The 25,708-nt window shown below is 42.8% G+C and carries 35 protein-coding genes; all 35 read left to right on the top strand.

Going from position 1 to position 25,708, the window contains the following annotated elements; genetic code table 11:
• Positions 1-4 precede the first annotated feature (4 nt).
• Complete coding sequence (gene rplL, locus EHQ43_RS14115; RefSeq protein ID WP_012388946.1) at positions 5-388, top strand: 50S ribosomal protein L7/L12; 384 nt, start codon at positions 5-7, stop codon at positions 386-388.
• Between the two features lie 125 nt (positions 389-513).
• Positions 514-4,200, top strand: a complete 3,687-nt coding sequence (rpoB, locus tag EHQ43_RS14110) for a DNA-directed RNA polymerase subunit beta (RefSeq protein WP_135771512.1) — start codon at positions 514-516, stop codon at positions 4,198-4,200.
• 14 nt (positions 4,201-4,214) lie between these two features.
• A complete protein-coding gene (gene rpoC / locus EHQ43_RS14105) occupies positions 4,215-8,516 on the top strand; it encodes a DNA-directed RNA polymerase subunit beta' (RefSeq protein ID WP_135742210.1) in 4,302 nt (1,433 codons plus the stop codon).
• Between the two features lie 146 nt (positions 8,517-8,662).
• The gene (gene rpsL / locus EHQ43_RS14100) at positions 8,663-9,037 is read left to right on the top strand and encodes a 30S ribosomal protein S12 (RefSeq protein ID WP_004783543.1); all 375 of its coding nucleotides are present in this window, start codon (positions 8,663-8,665) and stop codon (positions 9,035-9,037) included.
• Between the two features lie 14 nt (positions 9,038-9,051).
• Complete coding sequence (gene rpsG / locus EHQ43_RS14095; RefSeq protein WP_015678186.1) at positions 9,052-9,525, top strand: 30S ribosomal protein S7; 474 nt, start codon at positions 9,052-9,054, stop codon at positions 9,523-9,525.
• A gap of 77 nt (positions 9,526-9,602) precedes the next feature.
• Positions 9,603-11,531 (top strand): elongation factor G-like protein, encoded by a 1,929-nt coding sequence (locus tag EHQ43_RS14090; RefSeq protein WP_135771511.1) that lies wholly within the window; start codon positions 9,603-9,605, stop codon positions 11,529-11,531.
• 49 nt (positions 11,532-11,580) lie between these two features.
• Positions 11,581-12,786: an elongation factor Tu gene (tuf, locus tag EHQ43_RS14085; RefSeq protein WP_135655887.1), complete on the top strand. Its 1,206-nt coding sequence runs from the start codon at positions 11,581-11,583 to the stop codon at positions 12,784-12,786.
• A gap of 5 nt (positions 12,787-12,791) precedes the next feature.
• Positions 12,792-13,100 carry a 30S ribosomal protein S10 gene (gene rpsJ / locus EHQ43_RS14080; RefSeq protein WP_002974412.1) on the top strand — a complete coding sequence of 103 codons (309 nt, stop codon included), beginning with the start codon at positions 12,792-12,794 and terminating at the stop codon, positions 13,098-13,100.
• Positions 13,101-13,111: 11 nt separating this feature from the next.
• Complete coding sequence (gene rplC, locus EHQ43_RS14075) at positions 13,112-13,735, top strand: 50S ribosomal protein L3 (RefSeq protein WP_012388940.1); 624 nt, start codon at positions 13,112-13,114, stop codon at positions 13,733-13,735.
• A gap of 11 nt (positions 13,736-13,746) precedes the next feature.
• The gene (gene rplD, locus EHQ43_RS14070; RefSeq protein ID WP_012388939.1) at positions 13,747-14,382 is read left to right on the top strand and encodes a 50S ribosomal protein L4; all 636 of its coding nucleotides are present in this window, start codon (positions 13,747-13,749) and stop codon (positions 14,380-14,382) included.
• 4 nt (positions 14,383-14,386) lie between these two features.
• Complete coding sequence (locus EHQ43_RS14065) at positions 14,387-14,692, top strand: 50S ribosomal protein L23 (protein ID WP_012388938.1); 306 nt, start codon at positions 14,387-14,389, stop codon at positions 14,690-14,692.
• Between the two features lie 2 nt (positions 14,693-14,694).
• The gene (rplB, locus tag EHQ43_RS14060; RefSeq protein ID WP_135742208.1) at positions 14,695-15,531 is read left to right on the top strand and encodes a 50S ribosomal protein L2; all 837 of its coding nucleotides are present in this window, start codon (positions 14,695-14,697) and stop codon (positions 15,529-15,531) included.
• A 13-nt stretch (positions 15,532-15,544) separates the two neighbouring features.
• Positions 15,545-15,823: a 30S ribosomal protein S19 gene (gene rpsS, locus EHQ43_RS14055; protein ID WP_002974021.1), complete on the top strand. Its 279-nt coding sequence runs from the start codon at positions 15,545-15,547 to the stop codon at positions 15,821-15,823.
• An 8-nt stretch (positions 15,824-15,831) separates the two neighbouring features.
• On the top strand, positions 15,832-16,182 hold the full coding sequence (gene rplV, locus EHQ43_RS14050; protein ID WP_012476297.1) for a 50S ribosomal protein L22: 351 nt from the start codon (positions 15,832-15,834) through the stop codon (positions 16,180-16,182).
• A gap of 3 nt (positions 16,183-16,185) precedes the next feature.
• Positions 16,186-16,863: a 30S ribosomal protein S3 gene (rpsC, locus tag EHQ43_RS14045; RefSeq protein WP_135637646.1), complete on the top strand. Its 678-nt coding sequence runs from the start codon at positions 16,186-16,188 to the stop codon at positions 16,861-16,863.
• Between the two features lie 22 nt (positions 16,864-16,885).
• A complete protein-coding gene (gene rplP, locus EHQ43_RS14040) occupies positions 16,886-17,299 on the top strand; it encodes a 50S ribosomal protein L16 (protein WP_015678382.1) in 414 nt (137 codons plus the stop codon).
• Positions 17,296-17,568 carry a 50S ribosomal protein L29 gene (gene rpmC / locus EHQ43_RS14035; protein WP_015678229.1) on the top strand — a complete coding sequence of 91 codons (273 nt, stop codon included), beginning with the start codon at positions 17,296-17,298 and terminating at the stop codon, positions 17,566-17,568. The genes rplP and rpmC overlap by 4 nt, the downstream gene beginning before the upstream one ends.
• A gap of 3 nt (positions 17,569-17,571) precedes the next feature.
• Positions 17,572-17,841 (top strand): 30S ribosomal protein S17, encoded by a 270-nt coding sequence (gene rpsQ, locus EHQ43_RS14030; RefSeq protein WP_012388932.1) that lies wholly within the window; start codon positions 17,572-17,574, stop codon positions 17,839-17,841.
• A complete protein-coding gene (rplN, locus tag EHQ43_RS14025) occupies positions 17,838-18,230 on the top strand; it encodes a 50S ribosomal protein L14 (protein WP_002974152.1) in 393 nt (130 codons plus the stop codon). Before rpsQ ends, rplN begins: the two co-directional genes overlap by 4 nt.
• 1 nt (position 18,231) lies before the next feature.
• Positions 18,232-18,615, top strand: coding sequence for a 50S ribosomal protein L24 (rplX, locus tag EHQ43_RS14020; RefSeq protein WP_012388931.1), 384 nt, complete (start codon positions 18,232-18,234; stop codon positions 18,613-18,615).
• 2 nt (positions 18,616-18,617) lie between these two features.
• Positions 18,618-19,169: a 50S ribosomal protein L5 gene (rplE, locus tag EHQ43_RS14015; protein WP_012388930.1), complete on the top strand. Its 552-nt coding sequence runs from the start codon at positions 18,618-18,620 to the stop codon at positions 19,167-19,169.
• A 10-nt stretch (positions 19,170-19,179) separates the two neighbouring features.
• Positions 19,180-19,365, top strand: coding sequence for a type Z 30S ribosomal protein S14 (locus tag EHQ43_RS14010; protein WP_012476296.1), 186 nt, complete (start codon positions 19,180-19,182; stop codon positions 19,363-19,365).
• Between the two features lie 17 nt (positions 19,366-19,382).
• Entirely contained in the window at positions 19,383-19,781 is a 399-nt protein-coding gene (rpsH, locus tag EHQ43_RS14005; protein WP_002973604.1) for a 30S ribosomal protein S8, read from the top strand.
• 14 nt (positions 19,782-19,795) lie between these two features.
• Positions 19,796-20,335 (top strand): 50S ribosomal protein L6, encoded by a 540-nt coding sequence (rplF, locus tag EHQ43_RS14000; RefSeq protein WP_015677958.1) that lies wholly within the window; start codon positions 19,796-19,798, stop codon positions 20,333-20,335.
• 6 nt (positions 20,336-20,341) lie between these two features.
• Entirely contained in the window at positions 20,342-20,710 is a 369-nt protein-coding gene (gene rplR / locus EHQ43_RS13995; protein WP_039928998.1) for a 50S ribosomal protein L18, read from the top strand.
• Between the two features lie 3 nt (positions 20,711-20,713).
• The gene (gene rpsE / locus EHQ43_RS13990) at positions 20,714-21,217 is read left to right on the top strand and encodes a 30S ribosomal protein S5 (RefSeq protein WP_002973816.1); all 504 of its coding nucleotides are present in this window, start codon (positions 20,714-20,716) and stop codon (positions 21,215-21,217) included.
• Between the two features lie 13 nt (positions 21,218-21,230).
• A complete protein-coding gene (rpmD, locus tag EHQ43_RS13985) occupies positions 21,231-21,410 on the top strand; it encodes a 50S ribosomal protein L30 (protein WP_135742207.1) in 180 nt (59 codons plus the stop codon).
• 4 nt (positions 21,411-21,414) lie between these two features.
• A complete protein-coding gene (gene rplO, locus EHQ43_RS13980) occupies positions 21,415-21,948 on the top strand; it encodes a 50S ribosomal protein L15 (protein ID WP_135742206.1) in 534 nt (177 codons plus the stop codon).
• A gap of 7 nt (positions 21,949-21,955) precedes the next feature.
• Positions 21,956-23,335: a preprotein translocase subunit SecY gene (secY, locus tag EHQ43_RS13975; protein WP_015678147.1), complete on the top strand. Its 1,380-nt coding sequence runs from the start codon at positions 21,956-21,958 to the stop codon at positions 23,333-23,335.
• 3 nt (positions 23,336-23,338) lie between these two features.
• Positions 23,339-23,902, top strand: a complete 564-nt coding sequence (locus tag EHQ43_RS13970) for an adenylate kinase (RefSeq protein WP_135742205.1) — start codon at positions 23,339-23,341, stop codon at positions 23,900-23,902.
• Positions 23,903-23,912: 10 nt separating this feature from the next.
• On the top strand, positions 23,913-24,131 hold the full coding sequence (gene infA, locus EHQ43_RS13965; protein ID WP_012476295.1) for a translation initiation factor IF-1: 219 nt from the start codon (positions 23,913-23,915) through the stop codon (positions 24,129-24,131).
• Between the two features lie 9 nt (positions 24,132-24,140).
• Positions 24,141-24,254: a 50S ribosomal protein L36 gene (rpmJ, locus tag EHQ43_RS13960; RefSeq protein WP_002974084.1), complete on the top strand. Its 114-nt coding sequence runs from the start codon at positions 24,141-24,143 to the stop codon at positions 24,252-24,254.
• Positions 24,255-24,260: 6 nt separating this feature from the next.
• The gene (rpsM, locus tag EHQ43_RS13955; protein ID WP_035983662.1) at positions 24,261-24,638 is read left to right on the top strand and encodes a 30S ribosomal protein S13; all 378 of its coding nucleotides are present in this window, start codon (positions 24,261-24,263) and stop codon (positions 24,636-24,638) included.
• 11 nt (positions 24,639-24,649) lie between these two features.
• Positions 24,650-25,063, top strand: a complete 414-nt coding sequence (gene rpsK / locus EHQ43_RS13950) for a 30S ribosomal protein S11 (RefSeq protein WP_012388922.1) — start codon at positions 24,650-24,652, stop codon at positions 25,061-25,063.
• A 9-nt stretch (positions 25,064-25,072) separates the two neighbouring features.
• Positions 25,073-25,705, top strand: a complete 633-nt coding sequence (rpsD, locus tag EHQ43_RS13945) for a 30S ribosomal protein S4 (protein ID WP_135580130.1) — start codon at positions 25,073-25,075, stop codon at positions 25,703-25,705.
• Positions 25,706-25,708 lie beyond the last annotated feature (3 nt).

Below are 25,708 nucleotides of genomic sequence, written 5' to 3'. Positions count from 1 at the left end.
ATAGATGTCTGTTGACGCGCTATTAGAACAAATTGGAAGTCTTACATTAGTTCAGGCTGCTGACCTAGTGAAAAAGATGGAGGAGAAATTCGGGATTTCTGCTGCTGCACCGGTTGCGGTAGCGGCTGTTGCGGGTGCGGGTGGTGGCGCTGCTGCTGCTGAAGAACCAGCAACTTTCAATGTTATCTTGAAAGCACACGGTGACAAAAAGATCGACGTTATTAAACTCGTTCGCGAAATCACTGGTCTTGGATTAGCAGATGCGAAAACTCTTGTTGAAGCTGGTGGAAAATCAGTGAAAGAAGGGGTTTCTAAAGATGAAGCTGCTGATATTAAGAAAAAACTCGAAGGTGTTGGGGCTCAAGTAGAAGTTGCTGCTGCCGGTTAATCGGTTGCCAATTTTTAAACCCAGTCTTCAAAAACTTAGAGGCAGGGAGGCCGTAGGCGTCCCCACCTCTATTTTTTCATTTATCATACCATCTATTATTTTGACGTCTCTAGGGAGAGTATTCCATGCATACCCGAATGCAAATTAGAAACCGGGTAAATTTCGGTAAAATTACCGACCTCAATTTACTTCCTAATCTTATCTACGTACAGAAAAAATCCTTTGATTGGTTCCTCCAGTCGGAAGTGAAAGATCCGACGAAACGCCTGAACCAAGGGTTGGAAGCAGTATTCCGTGAATCCTTCCCAATTGAATCACCAAACAACGATATGGTCATGGAATATGGGCATTACGTGTTGGGGGAACCAAAACGTGACCCTCAAGAGTGTAAAGACACTGATTCCTCTTATGCGGTTCCGCTAAAAGCAGTCATCCGACTCATCATCAAGGACACCGGGGAAATCCGCGAACAAGTTGTTTATATGGGTGACCTGCCAGTGATGACAGACCACGGAACTTTCATCATCAATGGTGCAGAAAGAGTAGTGGTAAGCCAGTTACACAGATCTCCTGGTATTTTCTTTTCTTATGACCAAGTGAGAGATACTTTCTCTGCTCGCGTGATTCCTTACCGAGGTTCTTGGTTGGAATTTGAAATGGACAATAAAGGGATCCTTGTTGCCAAAATCGACCGTAAGAAAAAATTCCCAGCAACCCTACTCGTCAAGGCTATGGGTATGGGAACCAACGAAGAAGTATTACGCCTTTTCTATGGTTCTTCCAAGATGAAGATTGCAGGTGCCAATCCAAAAGACCTCAAACGTCTGATTGGCCGCCGAACCATCGCTGATATCATCAACATGGAAACTGGTGAGGTCATGCTCGATGCTGGTTCCAAAATCAATGAAGACAATATTTCCATCCTTCGTGAAATGAAGGTAAAAGATGTGGATGTCATTGAATTTCCGAAAGGAAAGGACAACCCAGTTCTTATCAACTGCTTAGAAAAAGACGGTGTTAACGACTACGAAGATGCGGTCAAAAAGTTTCATACAATTATGAGACCAGGGGAACCTTCAACGATCGAAAACGCGGAAGCAGAACTCAAACGACTCTTTTTCTCACCAAAAACATTTGATTTGGGAATTGTTGGTCGTTACAAAATCAATAGCAAATTCGAATTCAATAACCCAAAAGATTTTGCAAAAGCAGAAGACCGTGTTTTAAGAAAACAAGACATCATTGAAACCGTTCGTTATCTAGTGATGCTTATGTCTGAGGCAGAAAATTATTACCCAGATGACATTGACCACTTAGGAAACAGAAGGATCCGTTCTGTGGGTGAGCTTATTGCCAACCAATTGAAACTTGGATTTTCTCGCGTAGAACGAGTGATCAAAGAAAGAATGACCGTTCAAGAACCGGAACAACAAACTCCGCAGCTTCTTATTTCGATCAAACCAATCACGGCTGTGATCAATGAGTTTTTTGGATCTTCACAACTTTCCCAGTTTATGGACCAAACCAATCCATTGGCAGAACTTACCCACAAACGTAGGTTAAACGCTCTTGGACCTGGGGGACTTTCTCGTGATAGAGCCGGTTTTGAGGTTCGTGACGTTCATTATTCTCACTATGGTCGTATGTGCCCAATTGAAACACCGGAAGGTCCAAACATTGGTCTCATCCTTTCCATGTCTAGTTTTGCACGAGTCAACGATTATGGTTTCATTGAAACTCCATACCGCCTTGTGAAAAACGGAAAGGTCCAAAAACAAGTAGAATACCTCACTGCAGACAAAGAAGAATATCACTATATGGCGCAGTCGAATTCGACTGTGGATGAGAAGGGTGAATTCACATCCAAACTTATCTCCACTCGCCATAGAGGGGACTTCCCTTTCCGTAGCCCATCTGAGATCCAGTACATGGACCTTGCTCCTTTGCAAGTAGTGTCTGTCTCAACAGCCCTCATTCCATTCCTTGAGCACGATGATGCGAACCGTGCGCTTATGGGTTCCAACATGCAACGACAAGCAGTGCCACTTCTCACAGAAGAAGCGCCGTTTGTTGGAACAGGTATGGAAGCTCGTGCAGCTTATGATGCTGGGGTATGTATTGTTGCTAAAAAAGATGGTGTAGTTTCCAAAGTAGATGCTACTGGTGTTTGGATCAAAGAAGACCAATCCAAAGAGATCGTCCACTACCCACTCATTAAATTCAAAAAAACCAACCAAGGTACATGTTTTAACCAAAAACCGAACGTATCCATGCTTCACACCACAACAGGTGGAAAGGTAAGTAAGGTTTCTAAAGAACGGATCGAAGTAACATCTCCGAATGGTGAAAAAGAAACACACGAACTACTTCTTTCTGATGAAGTTCAGTTCCATTCCGTTGTGAAAGAAGGGCAGGAACTAGGAGTTGGTGCTCCTGTTGCTGGACAAATCATCAAAGGGGAAAAATACGGTGACTTTGGTCAGATCCTGCAAAAAGGAACTGTCCTCGCAAACGGACCTTCCACTGACGCTGGTTATTTGGCATTAGGACGTAACGTTCTTGTGGCATTTATGCCTTGGGAAGGATACAACTTTGAGGATGCGATTCTCATTTCTGAACGGATCATCAAAGACGATGTTTTCTCTTCGATCCACATTGAAGAATTCGAAATCCAAGCTCGGGAAACAAAACTTGGACAAGAACAAATCACTCGCGACATTCCAAATCTTTCGGACAAAGCGTTCCGTGATTTGGATGAGTCAGGTGTGATCCGTATCGGTGCAGAAGTGAAACCTGGTGACATCCTAGTGGGGATGGTGACTCCCAAAGGGGAAACCGACCTCACACCAGAATATAAATTATTACACTCCATTTTTGGAGAAAAGGCAAAAGAAGTAAGAGACTCTTCTCTTCGTATGCCAAACGGTTTTGAAGGAACTGTGATCGATATCAAACGTTATTCCCGTGAGACAGGCGATGAACTCGCTGCTGGCGTGGAAGAAATGGTGAAAGTGTATGTTGCGCGTAAACGTAAACTCCTCGTGGGTGATAAAATGGCGGGACGTCACGGAAACAAAGGGGTCGTTGCACGTGTCATGGCACAAGAAGATATGCCATACATGGAAGATGGAACTCCAGTTGATATCGTGTTAAACCCTTTGGGTGTTCCTTCAAGGATGAACCTCGGTCAGATTTTTGAAACCCAACTAGGTTTCGCTGCAAAAAAACTCGGGATCAATTTTGAAACACCGGTGTTTGATGGAGCATCTGAAGGTGACGTTCATGATTTCTGCAAAAAAGCAGGATTACCAGAAAACAGCAAATTTCAGTTATATGATGGAAGAACGGGAGAAAAATTCATTAACCAAGTATTCTGCGGATACATTTACATGTTGAAACTGGCTCACTTGGTGGATGACAAAATCCACGCAAGATCCACTGGTCCTTACTCACTCGTTACGCAACAACCACTCGGTGGTAAAGCGCAGTTCGGGGGACAAAGGCTCGGTGAGATGGAAGTTTGGGCTCTCGAAGCGTATGGTGCATCACACACCTTACAAGAGTTACTCACCATCAAGTCGGATGATATGCTTGGTCGTGCAAGAATTTACGAAGCGATTGTCAAAGGAATCCACTCAATTAAACCAGGGATCCCAGAATCATTCAACGTTCTTGTTCAGGAACTTAGAGGTCTGGCACTTGACATCATCATCAAAGACTCCGAAGGATTGGAAGTGGATATCTCTGATTACGAAGATGAATTCTCGAAAAACAAAAAGAAAATCAAATTCGAGACCATTGAAAACGTTTAGGGAAGGGAAAAAGTATGAGAAATTACAATAGTTTTGAATCGATTACGATCCGTTTGGCATCACCCGAACGGATCAAAGAGTGGTCTTTCGGGGAAGTGAAAAAACCGGAAACGATCAACTACCGTACCCTAAAACCGGAGCGAGATGGTCTATTCTGCGAAAAAATCTTCGGAACCACAAAGGATTGGGAATGTTACTGCGGTAAATTCAAATCCATCCGTTATAAGGGAGTGGTTTGCGACAAATGTGGTGTTGAGGTAACTCACTCCAAAGTTCGTCGTGAAAGAATGGGTCATATTGAACTTGCGGCACCTGTTTCGCATATTTGGTATTACCGTTCTGTTCCATCTCGAATGGGACTCCTCCTTGATATGACGATCAACCAACTCAAAAGTGTTCTTTACTTCGAGAAGTATGTGATCATTGACCCAGCTGATTCCGGTAGGAACAGAGGGGAACTCATCGATGAAGATGAATACCATAATTATTTAGATGAATACGGTGATAAATTTATCGCAGGGATTGGTGGGGACGCCATCAAAGAACTGCTCGCACGTATCGACGTGGATGCAGAAGCACGTGTGATCCGTCAAAAGATCCAAGATAAAAACAAAATCTCCGACAAACGTATTTTCAAACGCCTTGAAGTTCTCGAAGCCTTCCGAGATTCGGGAAACCGTCCTGAATGGATGGTTCTAGATGTCGTTCCCGTGATCCCACCAGAACTTCGTCCGATGGTGCAATTGGAAGGGGGACGTTTTGCAACTTCTGACCTTAACGATTTATATCGCCGTGTGATCAACCGTAACAACCGTTTGAAACGACTCCTTGCACTTAAAGCGCCTGAGATCATCGTACGAAACGAAAAACGTATGCTACAAGAAGCAGTTGATGCTCTTTTTGATAACAGCCGTCGCAAACGTACCGTGAAAGGAAAAGGAAATAGACCACTCAAGTCGATTTCTGACATGCTCAAAGGAAAACAAGGTCGTTTCCGCCAAAACCTACTTGGAAAACGTGTGGATTACTCGGGTCGTTCCGTGATCGTAGTGGGTCCTGAACTCAAATACCACCAAATGGGTCTTCCGAAAAAGATGGCTTTGGAACTTTTCAAACCATTCATCATGAAACGCCTTGTGGATTTGGAACTAGCACCAAACATCAAATCTGCGAAGAAAAAAATCGAAGCAGAAGACAAAGAAGTTTTTGATGTATTGGAAACAGTCGTCAAAGAACACCCAGTTCTCCTCAACCGTGCTCCGACTCTTCACAGACTTGGAATCCAAGCATTTTTACCAGTCCTTGTAGAAGGAAAGGCAATCAAACTCCACCCACTTGTATGCCATGCGTTTAACGCTGACTTTGACGGGGACCAAATGGCGATCCACGTTCCGCTCGCTCCAAAAGCACAGCTCGAAACTTGGATGCTGATGTTATCACCGCATAACATCTTAAACCCAGCAAATGGACAGCCAATTTGTGGACCAACACAAGATATCGTTCTTGGAATTTATTACCTCACGTCAGAAGTAAAAGACGCTAAGGGTGAAGGAAAATTTTTCACTGGTCTCGAAGAAGTGATGTATGCAATCGAAACAAAAACGGTTGAAATTCGCTCCAAAATCTCTGTTTTACATGAAGGGAAAATCATCGAAACCACACCGGGAAGGCTTATCTTCAACCAAGTGATGCCAAAAGGGTATGTGTACATCAACAGAACTCTCGGTGATAAAGAAACAAACAAAATCATCGCAGACGTTTACGAGAAGTTTGGACCTGGGATCACTGTTGTGATGCTCGATGAAATCAAACGACTTGGATACCGTTACGCAACTGTATTTGCTCCTACCATCTCGATTGATGACATCCGAGTTTCTCCTCAAAAAGAGGGACTTGTGAATGATGCCAACAAAGAAGTAGAAAAAGCGGATATGGAGTATCGTAAAGGGATCATTACGAACGAAGAACGTCGTAAAAAAGTAATCGAGATTTGGACAAAAACCAATGACCGCATTACAGAAGGGATGTTCAAAGAACTCGAAAAAGACCAAGCGGGATTTAACCCGGTATACGTCATGGCAGCGTCTGGTGCACGTGGATCCAAACAACAGATCCGCCAGCTTGCAGGGATGCGGGGACTTATGGCGAAACCGTCTGGGGAAATCATTGAACTTGCGATTCGTTCCAACTTCCGTGAAGGCCTTGGGGTCTTAGAATTTTTTATCTCTACACATGGTGCGAGGAAAGGTCTTGCGGATACAGCGCTAAAAACGGCCGATGCCGGTTACCTCACTCGTCGTCTTGTGGATATTTCTCAGGACGTAATCGTTTCGGAAGATGATTGTGGAACAAAAGCCAACATCACTCTCGGTATCGTAAAAGAAGGAGAAAACGTCATTGTTTCCCTTGCGGACAGAGTGTTCGGACGTTACACAGCGGAAGATCTAGTGGACCCTGTGACAGAGAAAGTGGTATTTCCAAAAGATACTCTTATCACAAGAGCTCTTGGTCAACAGATTGAAAACCTAGGTTATGATAAAATCAAAGTTCGATCACCTCTGACTTGCCGTTCCCGCCATGGAATTTGTACAAAATGTTATGGTATGGATATGGCACGCCTTGTTCCGGCAGAGATTGGAGAAGCAGTGGGAACCATTGCGGCTCAGTCAATCGGCCAACCAGGAACACAGCTTACGATGAGAACTTTCCACGTGGGTGGTGCGGCATCGGCAACGATCCAAGAGAAAGAACACAAAGTTCCTTTCCGTTCTTTAGTGAAATCAGTAAACGGTCGTTTGGTGACAAATGCGAATGGCGCAAAGGTATTTGCTCGTCGAGGAACCATCATTGTGAACCGACTCATCCAAGAGTTCAACACAGAATCTCTTTCCAGTGTGCGGATTGTGGATGGCCAACGATTGGAAAAGGGAGAAGTGTTTGCGACACAAGTGGGTGAATCCACAGAACAACGTGTCACTTCAGACCAAGCAGGTGTTGTTTCTCTTGTAGGAACCACACTACGCATTCTCGGTGATGACATTGTGATTCCTGTGAAAATCGGAACCATCTTAAAAGCAGAAGAAGGCCAAATTGTCGAAGAAAACAAAGCACTCGCTGAGTTTGACCCTTACAACGAAGTGGCTGTTTCGGAAACTGCAGGAACCATTCAATGGGAAGATTTAGAAATTGGTAAAAACGTCCGTCGTGATGTAGATCCTAAAACTTCGAATATCATCCTCAAAGTGGTAGAGCAGAAAAAAGACCGTCTCGTTCCCAAAGTCATTGTTGGTTCTGACGGGTATTCCGTTCCTGTGGATGCACTCCTCCAATTCCAAAATGGAGACAAAGTCAGAGAAGGGGATGTGATCTTTAAAATCCCATCTGTGGCTGAAAAAACTCGTGATATCACGGGTGGTCTTCCACGGGTAGACGAACTTTTTGAAGCCCGCCGTCCAAAAGATGCCTGCACACTTGCTGAAATCGATGGTAAAATCGAAGACAAAGGGGAAATCGTAAAAGAAAAACGAATCCTCTATATCCTCCCTGATTCACCAGAACAAGAAAAGGTTAAAGTGGCGATCCCAATCGGAAAACAAATCCGTGTTCGCCAAGGTGACTTCGTAAAACGTGGTGACCAGTTGGATGAAGGAAACTTTGACCCACATGATATCCTTACCATTAAGGGACCAAATGCACTCCATGAATACTTAGTATCCGAAGTGCAAGAAGTATACCGTTTGCAAGGGGTTCATATCAACGATAAACACATCGAAGTTGTGGTTCGCCAAATGCTTCGTAAGGTGATCATCACTGATAGTGGGGACACATCCTTTGTGAACCAACAACAAGTGGATAAATTTCTCTTTGATGAAGAAAACGATAGAGTGGAAAAAGAGGGGGGATCTCCTGCACAAGGAACTCCAGTGCTTCTTGGTTTGACCAAAGCATCTCTTAACACTGAGTCTTATTTCTCGGCAGCATCGTTCCAAGAAACAACAAAGGTTCTGACAGATGCGGCCATCAAAGGCAAAACAGATAACCTAATGGGCCTTAAAGAAAACGTCATCATTGGTCACATGATCCCTGCGGGAACTGGTATGAAAAAATACCGTGACATTGAAGTTTTCAAAGAACTCCCTGGGGATTTGGATTGGGACCTTGAGTCTGAAGAAGAGGAAGAAGAAGTTTCTGAACTTTCCGAATCGGCGCCAGTTTCGACAGCCACACTTTCAAGACTTGTGGCAGAAGAAGACGAAGACGAGGATGAGTTGGAAGAAGAATCTGACGACTCCGATGATGAGGACGATGACGATTAGTCATTAAAGGATCACTCTAGAAATCATCTAAAAAGGATGGTTTCTAGGGACAAAAATCATGTTTTCGTTTACAAAATGTCCTTGTCTGGAATTTTGGACGAAAACGTCATTATTTTTTTAAAAAGAGAAGTAGAAGAAGGAATCGAATGCCTACAATTAACCAGCTCATCCGTATCGGAAGAGAAGACCAAAAGAAAAGAACTAAATCTCCCGCTCTAAAAGCATGCCCACAAAGACGTGGAGTTTGCACTAGGGTGATGACTTTCACTCCCAAAAAACCAAACTCGGCTCTTCGAAAAGTTGCAAGGGTACGTTTGACAACTGGAATTGAAGTCACAGCTTATATCCCAGGCGAAGGCCACAACCTCCAAGAACACAACGTTGTTCTCATCCGTGGTGGAAGGGTAAAAGATTTACCAGGGGTTCGTTATCATATCATTCGTGGAACACTGGATACACTCGGTGTGGACAAACGTCGCAAAGGACGTTCTAAATACGGCGCGAAGCGTCCTAAAGCGTAATCGGAGAAAGGTATATGTCTAGAAGAAGAGGAAAAGTTGAACCGCGCCACATCGAAGGCGATCCAAAATACAACGACAAAGTGATTTCCAAGTTTATCAACTGCCTTATGGTAGATGGTAAAAAAAGTGTCGCAGAAGCAGTGTTCTACGACGCTTTAGAAGTCATTGCGAAAAAAACAGGACAAGATCCTTTTGCTGTTTTCCAAGAAGCTTTAGAAAATGCAAAACCACAAGTAGAAGTTAAATCACGTCGTGTGGGTGGTGTGACTTACCAAGTTCCAATCGAAGTTCGTCCTGAAAGACGTCTTGCACTAGGAATCAGATGGCTAATTAAATATAGCCGTGGTAGAAATGAAAAATCGATGAAGAACAAATTGGCCGCAGAATTTATGGAAGCTCAAAAAGGCACAGGTTCTGCGATCAAGAAAAAAGAAGACATCAGAAAGATGGCAGATGCCAACAAGGCATTCTCTCACTACCGCTGGTAATCTCTTTTATTCGATTCCAATCACTAACAAGCCAGGTTTATGCCTGGCTTTTTTATTTTCCGACGTACCAATAAACCATGATCTACCGCACCATAGGCATTTTTGCTCATATTGATTCTGGGAAAACTACCCTCACCGAACGAATCTTATTCGAAGCAGGTGTCATTTCTGCTGTGGGCACCATTGAAGATGGTAATACTGAATCTGACCAACTCCAAGAAGAAATCGAAAGAGGGATTTCCATACGAACCAGTTTTCATGTTGTTCCTTGGAAAACTTCTTTTGGTTCCTTTGAAATCCAACTGATTGATACGCCAGGACATATCGATTTTAGGAACCAAGTTACAGACCTATTGCCCGCAATGGAATCTGCGATTGTGGTTTTGGAGGCAGGAACGGTTGTCCAATCGCAAGCAAGGCTCGTCATTGAAGAGTTGCGGATGGCAAATGTTCCGATGGTGTTTTTCATCAACAAACTCGATCGGTTTGGGGATGATTATTTGGATACGTTGGTTTCTCTCGAGGAAATTTTGGGAGGAGCACCTGTGTCTTTATTCCAAAAAGATAAATCCGGAAAATTAGAATTTTATCTAAGCAACGCTATGTCTTTTCCCAAGGCAGTGAAAGAGGAACTTCTGTCATGGAATGATGATTTAATGATTTCCTCCTGGAATGACCCATCGGGCCAAACGGATTTTCCAATGATTGGTTTAAGCACTGGTTCAAAGTCAGGAAAACTTTATCCGGTGTATGGAGGATCTGCCAAAACGGGAGAAGGGGTTCGGGAACTTTTGGATTTGGTGCTTTGGACTGAACCAAAGGATACAAGGGAACTTTCTTCAGAAGTTTTTCCGCTCCTTGTTCTTTCACGCCGGATGGCACCCGAAATTGGTCGTTATGCGGTCGTATACCCAACAAAAGATTTGGAACTTACAAGTCTCAAGAATATGACAATGGGTCAGAGGAAGGGAAAATTCACAACAGAGGAAAACGATCCGGAAGAACGATTTCAGTTTTTGGGTGCTTCCGGAGAGACAGGTATCCATACGTTACAGAAAGGAAAACTCATTTTACTCAAATCCCACAATGACTTGGACCTTTTACCAGGTTTGCCAGTGACTCTGCGAAGGGATCTGGCACCAAAAGATCACAACGAAAATTCAAATAGGAATCCAAGTCCTTTTTCGATTGTGATTGAACCAGAAGAATCTTCGGATAAAGAGTTCTGGTTATGTCGCCTAGAGGAGCTTGTCTGGGAAGACCCAGGGTATCGCCATGAGTTAAAGGAAGAAACAGGACAAATTGTCCTATATGGGCGAGGGGAGTTACATTTGGAAATCGGAATCCGCCGGATCTCTGCGAAAACTGAAAAAAAACTCTCTTTTAGTTCGATAAACATTGCCAAATTAGAGCTTTTTAAAAAAATGTCTCATAAGGTTGCCCTAGAGCATCGTGCCTTTGAAGACCAAAAGTCAAGCGGCGCGCTCATCGCAGTCCTGGAAGATACTGCCGATTTTTCGAAGCATATTGCCTTCGAGGTAAGTCTTCCGGAAGAAGTAAAACATTCGATAGAAACGTCTTTCATGGAAGCCTGCTTACACGGGTTTTATGGTGAAGAAGTTTGTGGCCTCAGACTTAGAGTTCTCTCATATGAGATGCCTAAGGGAGACCTACAAACCACTCTCACGTTACTCAAAGTAGCGATACTTGCAGGAGTGAAGGAGTGTTTTCCATCAAACACATATTTGGTTTGTCCCCTCACTGAAATCGAGGTGATGGTAGACACAGACCACTTAGGTGTAGTTCTTTCTGATCTAAGTCGCAGGAACGCAAAGGTGATATCCATCTTTGAGGCTGTGGCAGGGAAGAGTCACTTAAAAGCCAATGCATCGGCCCAAAACCTGCTTGGCTTTTCAGGGGCTCTTAGAAACATGACCAAAGGGATTGGCATTTCTTGGGAAAGGACTGCTTTTACCTCTGAATTTTATGCAGTTCTAAAGGAGTAAAGAACCGAATATCGGGTCTTGCACCACGATTGAGGAGTAGATTCTAACAATGGCTAAAGAAAAATTTGACCGTTCAAAACCACACTTAAACATCGGAACTATTGGTCACGTTGACCACGGTAAAACTACGCTAACAGCGGCGATCACTACTACCCTTGCGAAAGCGATTGGTGGTAAGAACAAAGCTGTTGCTTATGACCAAATCGATAACGCGCCAGAAGAAAAGGCTCGTGGGATCACTATTGCAACGTCTCACCAGGAATATGAAACTCCTAACCGTCACTATGCACACGTAGATTGTCCAGGTCACGCTGACTATGTAAAAAACATGATTACTGGTGCTGCTCAGATGGACGCTGCGATTCTCGTAGTATCTGCAACTGACGGTGCTATGCCACAAACAAAAGAACACATCCTCCTTGCTCGCCAAGTTGGTGTTCCTTATATCGTTGTTTATCTTAACAAAGCTGACATGCTCGCTGCTGATGAAAGAGACGATATGGTTGAGATGGTAAAAGAGGAAATCAAAGACCTTCTTAACAAATACAACTTTCCAGGTGATAAAACACCTTTCATCTCTGGTTCTGCATTAAAAGCTCTAGAGGGTGAAGATTCTGACCTTGGAATGAAATCCATTTTGAAATTGATGGAAGCAGTTGATACTTACGTTCCAAACCCTACTCGTATCGTTGACAAACCTTTCCTAATGCCAGTTGAGGACGTGTTCTCAATCACTGGTCGTGGAACTGTTGCTACTGGTCGTGTAGAGCAAGGTGTTCTTAAAATCAACGACGAGATCGAGATTGTTGGTATTCGAGATACTTCAAAATCAGTTGTTACTGGTATTGAAATGTTCCGTAAACTACTCGATCAAGCAGAAGCAGGGGACAATATCGGTGCTCTTCTTCGCGGAACGAAAAAAGAAGACATCGAAAGAGGTCAAGTTCTTGCGAAACCGGGTACGATCACTCCACACAGAAAGTTTAAAGCGGAAGTTTACGTTCTTACTAAAGACGAAGGTGGACGTCACACTCCATTCTTTAATAACTACCGTCCACAATTCTACTTCAGAACTACTGACATCACTGGTGTTTGTAACTTACCTGGTGGAATGGAAATGGTTATGCCAGGTGATAACGTAACGATGTCAATCGAACTGATTCACCCGATTGCCATGGACCAAGGTTTGAAGTTCGCGATCCGTGAGGGTGGAAGAACGATTGGTTCTGGTGTTGTTGCGGAGATCGTTGAGTAATCGCAATGGCTGGACAAAGAATTCGCGTTAAGTTAAAAGCTTTCGATCATCGGTTGATTGACCAATCAACCTTTGAAATCGTTGCGACTGCGAAGAGGACCGGAGCTACTGTCTCCGGTCCAATCCCACTCCCAACGAAAAAAGAAATCTACACGGTATTACGTTCTCCGCACGTGAATAAAAAAGCTAGAGAACAATTTGAAATGAGAACTCACAAGAGACTCATCGATATTTTAAATACGAATGAAGATACGGTAGAGGCCCTGATGAAGCTTCAACTCCCTGCTGGAGTTTCCGTAGATATTAAATCCTAAGGATAGGATCCATGGCTAAAGGTTTAATCGGCGAAAAATTGGGCATGGCCCACATATTCAATAACGACGGTAAGATGGTTACTGTAACCGTTTTACGCGTGGGTCCTTGTTTTGTGTCCCAGGTAAAAACAGAAGCGAATGACGGCTACGAAGCAGTTCAATTGGCTTTTGGTGATGCCAAAGAGAAACACTTAACAAAGGCCGAGTTAGGACATATCAAAAAAGCGAATATCGCGACTCCTAAAAAAACTTTGGTTGAGTTCAAAGGGTTTGAAGGTGTTGCCGTGGGTTCAGAAGTGAAACTCGCAGATATTTTTGCTTTAGATGATACAGTAAAAGTGACCGGAACTTCAAAAGGGAAGGGAACACAAGGTGTTGTCAAACGCCATGGATTTGCTGGTGGTCCTGCAGGACACGGTTCTCGTTTCCAAAGACACCCTGGTTCGATTGGATCGAACACAACTCCTGGACGTGTGTTCAAGGGTTTGAAAATGGGCGGAAGAATGGGTTCTGAGCAGACAACTGTTCGAAACCTGAAGGTAGTAAAAATTGATGCAGACGCCAACTTGGTATTTGTATCCGGTCCAGTTCCAGGAAGGGAACGTGGTATCGTTACGATAGAAAAAATCGGATAGATAGGTAGAACATGAAAGCGCGTAAATACAATAAAGAAGGCGTATTCGTAAGCGAAGTTGAACTTCCGGCAGAATTATTTGCTACCGGCATTTCGCTTGGAGCCATCTATGATGCGGTTAAAGCTGAAAATGCGAACAACAGACAAGGGACACATTCTACAAAGGATCGTTCCGAAGTTCGCGGTGGGGGAATCAAACCTTGGGCTCAAAAAGGAACTGGTCGTGCAAGACAAGGATCCATCAGAGCTCCTCATTTCGTTGGTGGTGGTATCATTCATGGACCAAAACCAAGAGATTATTCCTCAAACTTGTCACGCAGCGTTAAGAAAAAGGCTGTTCTCTCCATCCTGAATAAAAAGGCGGAAGAAAACAGAATCGCGATCATAGAAGACGTAGAACCTTCTTCTTACTCCACAAAGTCCATCTACAACATTTTGAAGAATATGGACATTGCAGAGAAGGGTAACGTGGGTTTTGTGGTAGCTGGTGAAAACCAATTCCTCAAAAAATCCACTCGCAATATAGAGAACCTCAAATATGTGAACAGCAAACGAGTCGTTTGCCGAGACATCCTCTATAATAACAATTTAGTAATCTCTGAAAGCGCTTTAAAAGAGCTTCAGGCTCAGTATTCTAAGAAGGGATAAGACAGTGAACCTAGAGAATGTAATCTTATCACCAGTTGTAACAGAGAAGTCGCAAGACCTTCAAACAATTGGCGAACGTATGGGAAAAAGAACTGTCAAGTATACGTTCAAAGTCCACCCGGATGCGAACAAAACTTTGATCAAACAGGCTCTGAAACAAATGTATAACGTAGTTCCAACAAATGTAAACGTCGCAGTTTACCGTGGGAAAATGAAACGTTTTAGAAACATGCCGTCACAAAGACCTCACTACAAAAAAGCCGTAGTGACGTTCGCTGACGGAGCAAATTTGGATTTTGCTAAGGTTTAATTATGGGAATTAGAAAACTTAAACCCACAACGCAATCTAGCCGGTATTATTCCGTTTTAGATTTCAAAGAAATCACAGAAGTGGTTCCTTACAAACCACTCACTGCCAACATTTCATATAAGGCTGGTCGTGACAATAAGGGTCGGATTGCTGTTAGACGGAAAGGTGGACGTAACAAAAGAAAGTTTCGTATCATCGATTTCAAACGTAACAAGTTTGGAATTCCTGCAACAGTCAAAACGATTGAATACGATCCAAACCGTTCCGCATTCATAGCACTAGTTTGTTATGCGGATGGTGAATACCGATATATTTTAGCTCCAAACGGTTTAAAAGTTGGGGATAAAATAGAATCGGGTCCAAATGCAGAAATCAAACTAGGGAATACACTTCCTTTAGATAAAATCCCTGCAGGAACGAACGTTCATAACATCGAACTCCATATTGGAAAAGGTGGCCAGATCGCAAGAACAGCAGGATCCTTTGCTGTGATCTCCGCTAAAGACGGAGACTATGTTTCACTCAAACTCCCTTCTTCGGAAATCCGAAAGGTGCGTAAAGAGTGTTTGGCGACTGTTGGAGAACTCTCCAATAAAGACCATAACTTAGTCATCATTGGAAAAGCCGGTCGTAACCGTTGGTTAGGAAAAAGACCGAAAGTAAGAGGGGTCGTTATGAACCCTGTGGACCACCCACTCGGTGGTGGTGAAGGTAGAACTTCCGGTGGACGTCACCCAGTGACTCCTTGGGGTAAACCTACGAAAGGATTTAAAACACGTAAGACAAGACCGTCTGATCGTTTTATTGTCCAAAGACGTAAGAAAAACAGGAATAGGTAGGGTCTAGATACTCATGGCTAGAAGCTTAAAAAAAGGTCCGTTCATCGACGACCACCTCATGAAAAAAATTACCAAGTTAAATTCTGAAGGGAAAAAAACACCCTTCAAGTCTTGGTCCAGAAGAAGTACAATTTATCCAGACATGATTGGTCACACTGTGATGATTCATAATGGCAAAGCGTTTGTTCCGGTGTATGTAAACGAAAACATGATCGGTCACAAACTTGGTGAATTTGCTCCCACTAGAACCTTCAAAGGTCATGGTGGAGACAAAAAAGTAGCGAAGAAATAGGTAGAGTGATGGAAGCAAAAGCAGTTGGAAAACACCTAAGAATTTCTGCCAGAAAAGCTCGCCTGGTTGCTGATGAAGTTCGTGGATACGATTACAAAGAAGCAATTGATATCTTGCGTTTCACAAACAAAGCAGCAAGTTCAATGATCATTAACCTTCTCAATTCCGCAGTGGCAAATGCCATTCAGATGAACGAAAGTTTGGATCCAAATTCACTTTTTGTTAAAAAAATCTATGTGGATGATGGCCCTATCATGAAACGTTTCCGCCCAAGAGCACGAGGACGTGCTTCTAGGATCCGTAAACGCCTTAGCCACATCACAGTTGTTGTCTCTGAAATCGAAAAGAAGGTTAGCTAATTTATGGGTCAGAAAGTAAATCCAATCGGACTACGAATCGGAATCACACGGAACTGGGATTCGGTTTGGTTTTCCAAACAAGATTACATTAAAAATCTTCACGAAGATATCAAGATCCGTAGATTCCTTCTGAAGAAATTCAAAAATGCATCCGTTGTGAAAATCATAATCGAAAGATTCCCTGAAAAAATCAACGTGAACCTCCATACTTCAAAACCAGGTATGGTGATTGGTCAAAAAGGCCAAAACATCGAAGCGGTAAAACAAGAACTTAAAAAGTTCGCTGATAAGCCGATTGGAATGAACATCATCGAAGTGAAAAAACCTGAGATCATCGCACAAGCGATTGCTGAAACAGTAGCTCTTCAAATCGAACAAAGGATGCCATTCCGTCGAGTGATGAAAGCAGAACTTCGTCGTGCGATGCGCGGTGGAGTTGAAGGTGTGAAAATCCAAATCTCCGGAAGACTTAACGGAGCAGATATGGCAAGAACAGAAAAGTATATGGAAGGACGAGTTCCACTCCATACACTTCGTGCCAAAATTGATTTTGGATTCAAAGAAGCTCTCACGACTTTCGGTCAGATTGGTGTGAAAGTATGGACTTATACAGGTGACTACTTCCCAACAAAAGAAGAGTCCGATGAAGATAAATACGCTGTAAAACGTAGAACGAGTTAAGAAGTACTAAAGAGAAACCATCATGTTAGCACCTAAACGAGTAAAATTTAGAAAACGCCAAAGAGGGCGCTTAAAAGGTAAGGACGAAAGAGGTTCTTACGTTGCGTTCGGAGAGTTTGGTTTAAAAGCCATCTCTTCCGGTCGTATCACTGCGCGCCAAATTGAGGCTGCAAGGATCACTATCAACCGCCAAGTGAAACGAGGTGGGAAATTATGGATCAGGATCTTCCCTCATTTACCAATCACTAAAAAACCTGCTGAAACTCGTATGGGTAAAGGTAAAGGTAACCCTGAGTTCTGGATTGCTGAAATCCGACCAGGAAGAGTTCTTTTTGAAATGGCTGGTGTCGATGAAGATACAGCAAGAAAAGCACTCCACCTAGCAGCTTTTAAACTGCCAGTAGAAACTTCATTTGTTAAGAGGAACGTTCTATGAAAGACGATTTCAAATCACTTTCTCCAGAAGATTTGAAGAAAGAAATTCTTTCCTCTTCCGAAGAAGTAAGAAAAGCAAGATTCCAATTTGGTGTTACAAGATCTCTTGAGAATCCAAAGGTAATCCGCAATCATAAGAAGAGAATTGCCCAAGCACTCACTGTCCTTCGTGAGAAGGAACTCAGCGCAAAAGGAAAACTCAAACAAATCGCACCAAAGGCTGGTTCAGCTCCAAAAGCTGCTAAAACTAGCAAAGGTAAGAAGAAGTAGGTTATGGAAGATAAAAACTCTAAAAAGTCTTTAACCATCCAAGGTGTAGTAGTGAGCGATGCTATGGATAAAACTGTAGTGATCGAAATCATCACAAGAAAAGTACACCCACGGTTTAAGAAGATTATGACCAGAACTTCTCGCGTGAAAATTCACGATGAGAAGAACGAGTGTCAAGTTGGTGATCGAGTCATCGCTGTGGAAACAAGACCACTTTCTAAACAGAAACACCATAAACTTGTAAAGGTAATTGAGAAGGCTAAATTAGTATGATCCAACAAGAAACTATTTTACAAGTAGCCGATAACTCGGGTGTGAAAAAAGTCATGTGCGTTAAAGTGCTTGGCGGTTCGAAAAAACGCTACGCAACGCTTGGTGACGAAATCATCGTCGCTGTGAAAGAAGCACAACCTGCATACGGTCTTCGTGACGGGCAAGGGAAAAAAGTGCATAACAAAGCGGTTCAAAGAGCCGTTGTCGTAAGAACGAAAAAAGAAGTTCGTCGTCCAGACGGAACCTATATCCGTTTTGATGACAATGCGGTTGCCATCATCGATGATAAAGGCAATCCAAAAGGAACAAGGATCTTCGGACCTGTTGCCCGCGAACTACGTGATAAAAAATACATGAAAATTATATCTCTAGCTCCGGAGGTTCTCTAAAATGGCGACTAAATTAGCATATAGAGGTTCCGAGCCTACTAAATTCAAAAAAACAAAAATCAAAAAGGACGATGAAGTTCTTGTGATTTCTGGAAAAGAAAAAGGAAAAAAAGGGAAAGTTCTAGCTGTTGATAAACGCAAAGACCGTGTTTATATCGAAGGTGTGAACAAAAGAAAAAGATTCGTTCGCCCAACTCAGGAAAACCCTGGTGGTGGTGCGATTGAAATCGAATTCCCAATCCATATTTCCAATGTGATGTTTCACGACGCAAAAGCAGAGAACAAAGCGAAGCCAAAGAAGAAAATTAAGGCTGTACGCTTGGGCTTTGCCAAGAAGGATGGTAAATCCGTACGAGTGACTCGACCTGAAGGGAAAGAAGTATAGATATGGTACCTAGGCTTAAATCAAAATACGAAAAGGAAATTCGTCCAACACTCCAAAAGTCACTCGGCTTTCAAAGTGTGATGCGAGTTCCAAAACTCGAAAAAATCGTAATTAACGTAGGTATGGGCGAAGCGCATACCAACCCAAAAGCAATGGAAGCATGCCTTGTGGAAATTGGCCAAATCACTGGCCAACGACCAGTGAAAACTTTCGCTAAGAAATCAATCGCTGGTTTCAAAGTGAGAGAAGGTATGGTGCTCGGTTGCAAAGTGACTCTTCGTGGTCATCATATGTATGAGTTCCTTGATCGTTTCATCAACGTAGCCCTTCCAAGGGTTCGTGACTTTCGTGGTGTGAACCCGAAAGGTTTTGATGGAAGAGGGAATTACAACCTTTCTGTCAGAGAACAGATCATTTTCCCAGAGATCCAATTTGATAAAATCAACACGATCTATGGAATCAATATCACTTTCGTAACGAACACGGAAGTGGACAAAGAAGCGTTCGAATTATTCCAAGCCTTCGGTATGCCTTACCGAACGGCTGGTAAGTAGGAGATTACTCATGGCGAAAAAATCAATGATGGAACGCCACGCCAAAGAGCAAAAATTCAAAGTGAGAGAGTACAATCGTTGCCCTCTTTGTGGTCGATCACGCGCTTATTTGCGCCGCTTTGATATGTGTCGTCTTTGCTTCCGGGACCTTGCTAGCAAGGCTCAGATCCCCGGTGTGAAAAAGTCCTCCTGGTAATTAGGTTAAGGTAAGATATGAGTCTTTCAGATCCAATCGCAGATATGCTAACAAGAATTAGAAACGCACAACAAGCTAAACATGAGCTTTGTGTGATTCCTGGTAGCAAAATCAAAAAGTCCATCCTAGATCTTCTCAAAGAAGAAGGTTTTGTAGATGATGTTCAAACTGTAAAAAATGGAAGTTTTGATGACTTCCAAGTAAAACTAAAATATGACACGGAAAAAAAACCAGTGATTCGTATGATCGAAAGAGTATCCACTCCAGGTCGTCGAGTTTACATCCAATCTGGTGAAATCCGTCCGTTCCGAAATAACATCGGAACCCTCATCCTTTCGACTTCGAAAGGTGTGATGACTGGGAAACGTGCTCGTAAACTCAGAGTAGGAGGGGAAGTTCTCTGTAAGGTATTCTAGAGAACGATAACACTATGTCTCGAGTTGGAAAAAGTATCATCAAATTGCCTGCAAAGGTAGAAGTAAAAGCAGATGCAGAAGCCCTTACCATCAAAGGGCCGTTAGGGGAATTAAAAACTCCTATTTACGAAGGTGTAAGTGCCAACGTAGAAAACGGAGAATTGGTTTTTACTCGTAAAAGTGAAGACCAAAAGACTGTGGCTCTCCATGGTCTTGTTCGTTCTCTTGCGATGAACTGCGTAAAAGGAGTCACTTCTGGTTGGGAAAAAAACTTAGAAATCACTGGGGTCGGTTACCGTGCACAAAAACGCGGTAAGGATCTAGTGATGGCGCTTGGTTATTCTCATGAAGTGGTGTTCCCTGAACCAAATGGCATCAAAATTGAAGTCGCAGATCAGCTCAAAATCAAAGTATCGGGAATAGACCGACAACTGGTTGGACAAGTTGCGGCTGATATTCGTTCCAAAAGACCTCCAGAGCCTTACAAAGGCAAAGGGATCAAATACGCGAATGAATACATCCGTAGAAAGGCCGGAAAAACCGGTAAGAAGTAGAACGTCATGATCAACAAGACAGCTAAAAATACGAAAAGATTGAGAAGAGCGGAGAGAGTTCGATACAAAATCCGCCAAACATCGGAAAGACCTCGGTTAGTGTTTAACAAAACAAACCGTTACCTCACTGCACAAATCATAGATGATGCAAAGGGTGTAACATTAGTATATGCAACTACCCTTGAGAAAGATTTTCCGAAACATGAAAATTCTAAGAAGAGTAAATCGGCTGCAACCGAACTCGGTAAAGTAGTCGCTGACAAGGCGAAGAAAGCAGGTGTTTCGCAAGTGGTTCTAGACCGTTCTGGAATGGTTTACCACGGTAGGATCGCTGCGTTTGCTGATTCTGCACGCGAAGGTGGATTGGAGTTCTAAATGATGTTAGAAGAAGAAACAAAAGAATTTACTGAGAAGGTCGTAAAAATCGACCGAGTTGCCAAAGTTGTGAAAGGGGGACGTCGTTTCTCCTTTAACGCACTTTCTGTTGTTGGTGACTCTAAAGGGAAAGTAGGAATTGGTTTTGGAAAAGCAAATGAAGTTCCAGATGCCATCCGAAAGTCCATTGAATCGGCAAAAAAGAATTTAAAATCCATTCACTATATCGGTCACACAGTTCCACACGATGTGGTGGGACAGTTTAAGTCTGCTCGAGTGATTTTGAAACCAGCTTCTCCAGGAACTGGGATCATCGCGGGAGCTTCTGTTCGTTCCGTTTTGGAAAGAGCAGGGATCCAAGATGTTTTAACAAAATCATGGGGATCTTCAAACCCAATGAACATTGTTAAGGCGACTATGGATGCTTTACAACAGTTGGAAACTCCGTCAATGGCGGTGAAACGACGTGGTGTTAGTCTCAAACATTTGTTTGGGCAAGATCTATAAAAGGGTACTGACAATGGAAGAAGTGATCGTAACGCAAGAAAGAAGTTCTATTGGCATCATTCCAATGCACAAAAAAACTCTGATTGCTCTCGGCCTGAAAAAGAAAGGTCAATCCAAAAAACACAAAATGACTCCCCAATTGCAAGGGATGTTACGACAAGTAGGTTACTTGTTGAAAGTGGAAAAGGTATAATCGCATGGCACAAGATAGAATTGAACAAGGTCGTGGATTCGGCGCAAAACGTCCGAAAAAATCCACATCTCTCGGCAACAAAAACTTGGTTCCTGTTCCGGAAGGCGCAAAAACGTCTCCGAAACGAGTGGGCCAAGGTCCAGGATCAGGGATGGGAAAAACTTCCACTCGTGGTTCGAAAGGACAAAGAGCACGTGCAGCTTCGATGAGACGTGGATTCGAAGGGGGACAGCTCCCACTCCACAGACGTTTGCCAAAACGTGGTTTTACTAATATTTTCTCTGTTGAGTTCCAACCAGTGAATTTGATCTCCTTAACAAAGGCAGGTCTTTCTGGGGAAGTAACTCCAGCGATTCTGAAAGCAAAATCTTTGATTAAGTCCGAAGTAGGTCCAATCAAATTACTGGGTACGGGAGAAGTGACTTCTGCCATTACCATTACGGTAGATGCTTTTTCTGCCTCAGCAAAAGAGAAAATCGAAAAAGCTGGTGGAAAAGTTATTATCAGAGAAAAGAAAAAAGAAGAGAAAAAAAACTAGATAAACTATGTTTCAAACCATCGCTAACATCTTTCGAATCCCGGAATTAAGATCTAAAATCCTATTTACGATCGGTATGTTGTTACTTTTCAGAATGGGAACTCACGTGACCATTCCTGGAATCAACAGTTTGATTGTGACGGGCATTACTGCCGATCCAAGTGAAGGTTTCCTTGGAATGGTAGATTTGTTTGCTGGTGGTGCTCTTCTCAAGTTCTCTATTTTTGCACTTGGTATCATGCCATACATCTCCTCTTCAATCATCATGCAACTTGTCATGGTTCTCATTCCAAGTTTGCAAAAGATGCAAAAAGAAGGGGAAGAAGGCCGAAAAAAAATCCAACAGTATACGAAGTATGGCACTCTTATCCTTTGTGCAATCCAGTCGCTTGCTGTGATCCAACTTGCTAATTCTTGGTCCACTGGATCAGGAACTGCTCAAGCAAAATACCCAGGCCTGATCAACCCATCGGTAGAAGGTTACTTTTTACCGATTGCGATGCTTTCCATCACTACGGGAACAGTGCTTCTCATTTGGCTCGGGGAACAAATCACAGAACGTGGGATTGGGAACGGAATTTCCCTCATTATTTTTGCTGGTATCATTGGTCGTATGCCAGAAGCACTCATTGCAATGTTTACTTCTGATACTTCTGATGCACTTAGTATTCTGATTCTAATCATTATCTTTATTGTTCTCATCTCTCTTACGGTGATTTTAACCCAAGGGGTTCGCCGGGTTCCTTTGAATTATGGAAAACAAATGGTGGGTAGAAAGATGGTTCAGGCACGTAGCCAATCCATCCCTTTCAAAGTGAACAGTGCAAACGTAATGCCAATTATCTTTGCATCTTCGCTGATTCTATTCCCACAAACAATTGTTCAGTGGTTGTCCTCCAAGGGCGGACAATGGGCTGGTTGGGCTGTGATTATGGACTATTTTAATCCGTTCTCACAAATATGGTACCATGCTTTATTTTACTATGTGATTTATACTTCTTTAATTATATTCTTTGCGTATTTTTATACAGCGATTCAGTTCAATCCACAAGAGTTAGCTGATAACCTTAAAAAATATGGTGGGTTTATCCCAGGTGTCCGTCCAGGGAGCCAAACAAAAGAAATGATTGAGAAAATTTTGAATCGAATCACCTTACCGGGTGCTCTTTTCCTTGCAGGTCTTGCTCTTGCTCCTTATCTCATCATTAAGTTCTTAAACCTAGGTTCAAACACCGGTGGTGGAACGTTAGTGTATACATTCGGAGGGACTTCTCTTCTCATTATGGTGGGTGTGGCACTCGAAACATTAAAACAAATCGAAGCCCAACTGCTCATGAGAAACTATGAAGGTTTCATGAAAAAGACTAAAATCAAGGGAAGAGTGTAACGAATGAAGAGACTCATATTTATGGGCCCTCCAGGTGCTGGTAAGGGAACACAAGCTGACATCATCAAAGAGAAATACAAAATCCCTCAGATTTCAACTGGCGATATCCTCCGTGCCGCTGTGAAAAATGGTACAGCGATGGGGATTGAAGCAAAAAAATTTATGGACGCGGGAGACCTTGTTCCAGATGCTGTCGTTATAGGCATAATTCGCGACCGATTGGTCGAATCCGATTGTGCAAATGGATTCATATTGGATGGATTTCCAAGGACGGTGGAGCAAGCAAAGGCTCTCTCGGAAATCCTCAAAGAGCTTCGCATGGAGCTCGACTCCGTTGTCAACCTAGACGTTCCTGACGAAGAACTCGTCAAACGGTTGCTAGGTAGAGCGATCAAAGAAGGGCGCTCGGATGACAACGAAGAGACCATCAAAAACCGTCTGCATACTTACAACACCAAGACGTTGCCCCTGATTGACTTTTATAAAGGCACAGGGATCCTTCGGCAAATCAATGGTTTGGGAAGTATGGAAGAAATCACTAACACTATTTTAAAATCAATCCAGTAGGAGATAGACTCTGGCTAAGGAAGAAGCAATTACCATTGACGGAACCGTTTTAGAACCGTTACCAAATGCAATGTTCCGTGTGGAACTTGAGAATGGTCACAAAGTTTTAGCGCACATTTCAGGAAAGATGCGTATGCATTACATTCGTATTTTACCTGGAGACAAAGTCACTGTGGAACTTTCACCTTATGACTTAACCAAGGGCCGTATCACTTACAGAAAGAAATAGGAAACTATAATGAAAGTTAGAGCATCAGTAAAAAAAATCTGTCCAGAATGCAAAGTCATTCGCAGAAAAGGTGTAATCCGAGTGATTTGCACGAACCCAAAACACAAACAAAGGCAAAGATAAGAAGATATGGCACGTATCGCGGGTGTTGATTTACCATCAAACAAAAGAATAGTGATCGGTCTTACATACGTATTTGGTATTGGTAAGACATCCTCTCAAAATATCCTGAAAAAAGCAGGAATTGACGAATCTATCAGGGTGAAGGACCTTTCGGACGAACAAGAAGCCGCGATCCGACGAGTCATTGAAGAATCATACCAGGTAGAAGGGGATCTTCGTTCCGAAGTCAACCTAAACATCAAACGATTGATGGATGTGGGTTGTTATAGAGGTTTCCGTCATAGACGTGGGCTTCCAGTCAATGGACAAAGAACTAGAACCAACGCAAGAACCCGTAAGGGAGTCAAGAAAACCGTAGCGAATAAGAAAAAGGCTACGAAGTAGAGGACTAATCCATGGCTGAAAAAGACGCAAAAAATAAAAAAGATACCAAAAAGGTTAAGAAAAAAGAAAAGAAAAACGTTCCACGGGGTAAGGTTTATATCCAAGCTTCGTTTAACAATACAATCGTATCCATTACGGATATGGCTGGAAACGTTCTTTCTTGGTCTTCTTCTGGAATGATGGGATTCCGTGGTTCCAAAAAATCCACTCCTTATGCTGCACAAGTGGCAGCAACCAATGCAGCTGACAAAGCAATTGAAGCAGCTGGATTATCAGAAGTGGATGTGATGGTTTCAGGTCCTGGAATTGGACGTGAATCTGCCATTCGTTCTTTGACCACAAAAGGTCTCTCAATCAAACTTATTAAAGACGTAACTCCGCTCCCGCACAATGGGTGCCGACCACGAAAAAGAAGAAGGGTGTAGGAATTAGATATGGCACGTTACCGAGGTCCAGTTGTTAAATTGATGAGAAGAGAGGGACTTAACCTCTTTCTCAAAAATAGTCATACATTACATAAAGAAAAATCTTCCCTTGAAAAGAGAAAGTACCCACCAGGTCTTCCTCCAAAGAAAAAAGGAAAGATCACTGAATACGGAGCACAGCTTCGTGAAAAACAAAAAGTAAAACGCGCTTACGGTGTTTTAGAAAAACAATTCCGTAGATACTTTGAAGAAGCATCTCACACTCCAGGGATTCCTGGTGAGAACTTACTCCAATTCCTCGAAAGAAGATTGGATAATGTTCTGTATCGTATGGGTTTTGCTGTTACTAGAAGACAAGCTCGTAACTTTGTGGCACACAGACATATCCTTGTGAATGGTCACCGAGTGGATATTTGTTCTTATCGTGTGAATGTTGGTGATAAAATCGAAATCCGTGAGAAATTCCAAAAATCTGCGTTTATCGAAGAAAATATCAAACTAGCCCAAGCAATCAATCGAACTGCTTCTTGGGTCAGTGTGGATTATACCAAGTTCTCCGGAGAAGTGTTATCACTTCCAACAAGAGAGCATATTGATATCCCTGTGAAAGAACAGGTAATCGTAGAGTTGTACTCGAAGTAAGAA

The sequence above is a fragment of the Leptospira bouyouniensis genome (genome assembly GCF_004769525.1).
Taxonomy (GTDB): domain Bacteria; phylum Spirochaetota; class Leptospiria; order Leptospirales; family Leptospiraceae; genus Leptospira_A; species Leptospira_A bouyouniensis.
This window is presented reverse-complemented; position numbering and strand designations above follow the sequence as displayed.

Coding starts and splice junctions, on each gene's coding strand:
- rplN (WP_002974152.1), top strand. CDS start 17,838: ATGATCCAACAAGAAACTATTTTACAAGTAGCCGATAACTCGGGTGTG.
- rplC (WP_012388940.1), top strand. CDS start 13,112: ATGGCTAAAGGTTTAATCGGCGAAAAATTGGGCATGGCCCACATATTC.
- rplR (WP_039928998.1), top strand. CDS start 20,342: ATGATCAACAAGACAGCTAAAAATACGAAAAGATTGAGAAGAGCGGAG.
- rplO (WP_135742206.1), top strand. CDS start 21,415: ATGGCACAAGATAGAATTGAACAAGGTCGTGGATTCGGCGCAAAACGT.
- rpoB (WP_135771512.1), top strand. CDS start 514: ATGCATACCCGAATGCAAATTAGAAACCGGGTAAATTTCGGTAAAATT.
- rpsK (WP_012388922.1), top strand. CDS start 24,650: ATGGCTGAAAAAGACGCAAAAAATAAAAAAGATACCAAAAAGGTTAAG.
- rplP (WP_015678382.1), top strand. CDS start 16,886: ATGTTAGCACCTAAACGAGTAAAATTTAGAAAACGCCAAAGAGGGCGC.
- rpsC (WP_135637646.1), top strand. CDS start 16,186: ATGGGTCAGAAAGTAAATCCAATCGGACTACGAATCGGAATCACACGG.
- secY (WP_015678147.1), top strand. CDS start 21,956: ATGTTTCAAACCATCGCTAACATCTTTCGAATCCCGGAATTAAGATCT.
- rpsG (WP_015678186.1), top strand. CDS start 9,052: ATGTCTAGAAGAAGAGGAAAAGTTGAACCGCGCCACATCGAAGGCGAT.
- rpmC (WP_015678229.1), top strand. CDS start 17,296: ATGAAAGACGATTTCAAATCACTTTCTCCAGAAGATTTGAAGAAAGAA.
- rpmJ (WP_002974084.1), top strand. CDS start 24,141: ATGAAAGTTAGAGCATCAGTAAAAAAAATCTGTCCAGAATGCAAAGTC.
- EHQ43_RS13970 (WP_135742205.1), top strand. CDS start 23,339: ATGAAGAGACTCATATTTATGGGCCCTCCAGGTGCTGGTAAGGGAACA.
- rpsJ (WP_002974412.1), top strand. CDS start 12,792: ATGGCTGGACAAAGAATTCGCGTTAAGTTAAAAGCTTTCGATCATCGG.
- rpsH (WP_002973604.1), top strand. CDS start 19,383: ATGAGTCTTTCAGATCCAATCGCAGATATGCTAACAAGAATTAGAAAC.
- rpsD (WP_135580130.1), top strand. CDS start 25,073: ATGGCACGTTACCGAGGTCCAGTTGTTAAATTGATGAGAAGAGAGGGA.
- rpsE (WP_002973816.1), top strand. CDS start 20,714: ATGTTAGAAGAAGAAACAAAAGAATTTACTGAGAAGGTCGTAAAAATC.
- rpsQ (WP_012388932.1), top strand. CDS start 17,572: ATGGAAGATAAAAACTCTAAAAAGTCTTTAACCATCCAAGGTGTAGTA.
- rplF (WP_015677958.1), top strand. CDS start 19,796: ATGTCTCGAGTTGGAAAAAGTATCATCAAATTGCCTGCAAAGGTAGAA.
- EHQ43_RS14010 (WP_012476296.1), top strand. CDS start 19,180: ATGGCGAAAAAATCAATGATGGAACGCCACGCCAAAGAGCAAAAATTC.
- rplX (WP_012388931.1), top strand. CDS start 18,232: ATGGCGACTAAATTAGCATATAGAGGTTCCGAGCCTACTAAATTCAAA.
- rplV (WP_012476297.1), top strand. CDS start 15,832: ATGGAAGCAAAAGCAGTTGGAAAACACCTAAGAATTTCTGCCAGAAAA.
- rpsS (WP_002974021.1), top strand. CDS start 15,545: ATGGCTAGAAGCTTAAAAAAAGGTCCGTTCATCGACGACCACCTCATG.
- rpoC (WP_135742210.1), top strand. CDS start 4,215: ATGAGAAATTACAATAGTTTTGAATCGATTACGATCCGTTTGGCATCA.
- EHQ43_RS14090 (WP_135771511.1), top strand. CDS start 9,603: ATGATCTACCGCACCATAGGCATTTTTGCTCATATTGATTCTGGGAAA.
- rpsL (WP_004783543.1), top strand. CDS start 8,663: ATGCCTACAATTAACCAGCTCATCCGTATCGGAAGAGAAGACCAAAAG.
- rpsM (WP_035983662.1), top strand. CDS start 24,261: ATGGCACGTATCGCGGGTGTTGATTTACCATCAAACAAAAGAATAGTG.
- tuf (WP_135655887.1), top strand. CDS start 11,581: ATGGCTAAAGAAAAATTTGACCGTTCAAAACCACACTTAAACATCGGA.
- rpmD (WP_135742207.1), top strand. CDS start 21,231: ATGGAAGAAGTGATCGTAACGCAAGAAAGAAGTTCTATTGGCATCATT.
- rplL (WP_012388946.1), top strand. CDS start 5: ATGTCTGTTGACGCGCTATTAGAACAAATTGGAAGTCTTACATTAGTT.
- rplB (WP_135742208.1), top strand. CDS start 14,695: ATGGGAATTAGAAAACTTAAACCCACAACGCAATCTAGCCGGTATTAT.
- rplD (WP_012388939.1), top strand. CDS start 13,747: ATGAAAGCGCGTAAATACAATAAAGAAGGCGTATTCGTAAGCGAAGTT.
- rplE (WP_012388930.1), top strand. CDS start 18,618: ATGGTACCTAGGCTTAAATCAAAATACGAAAAGGAAATTCGTCCAACA.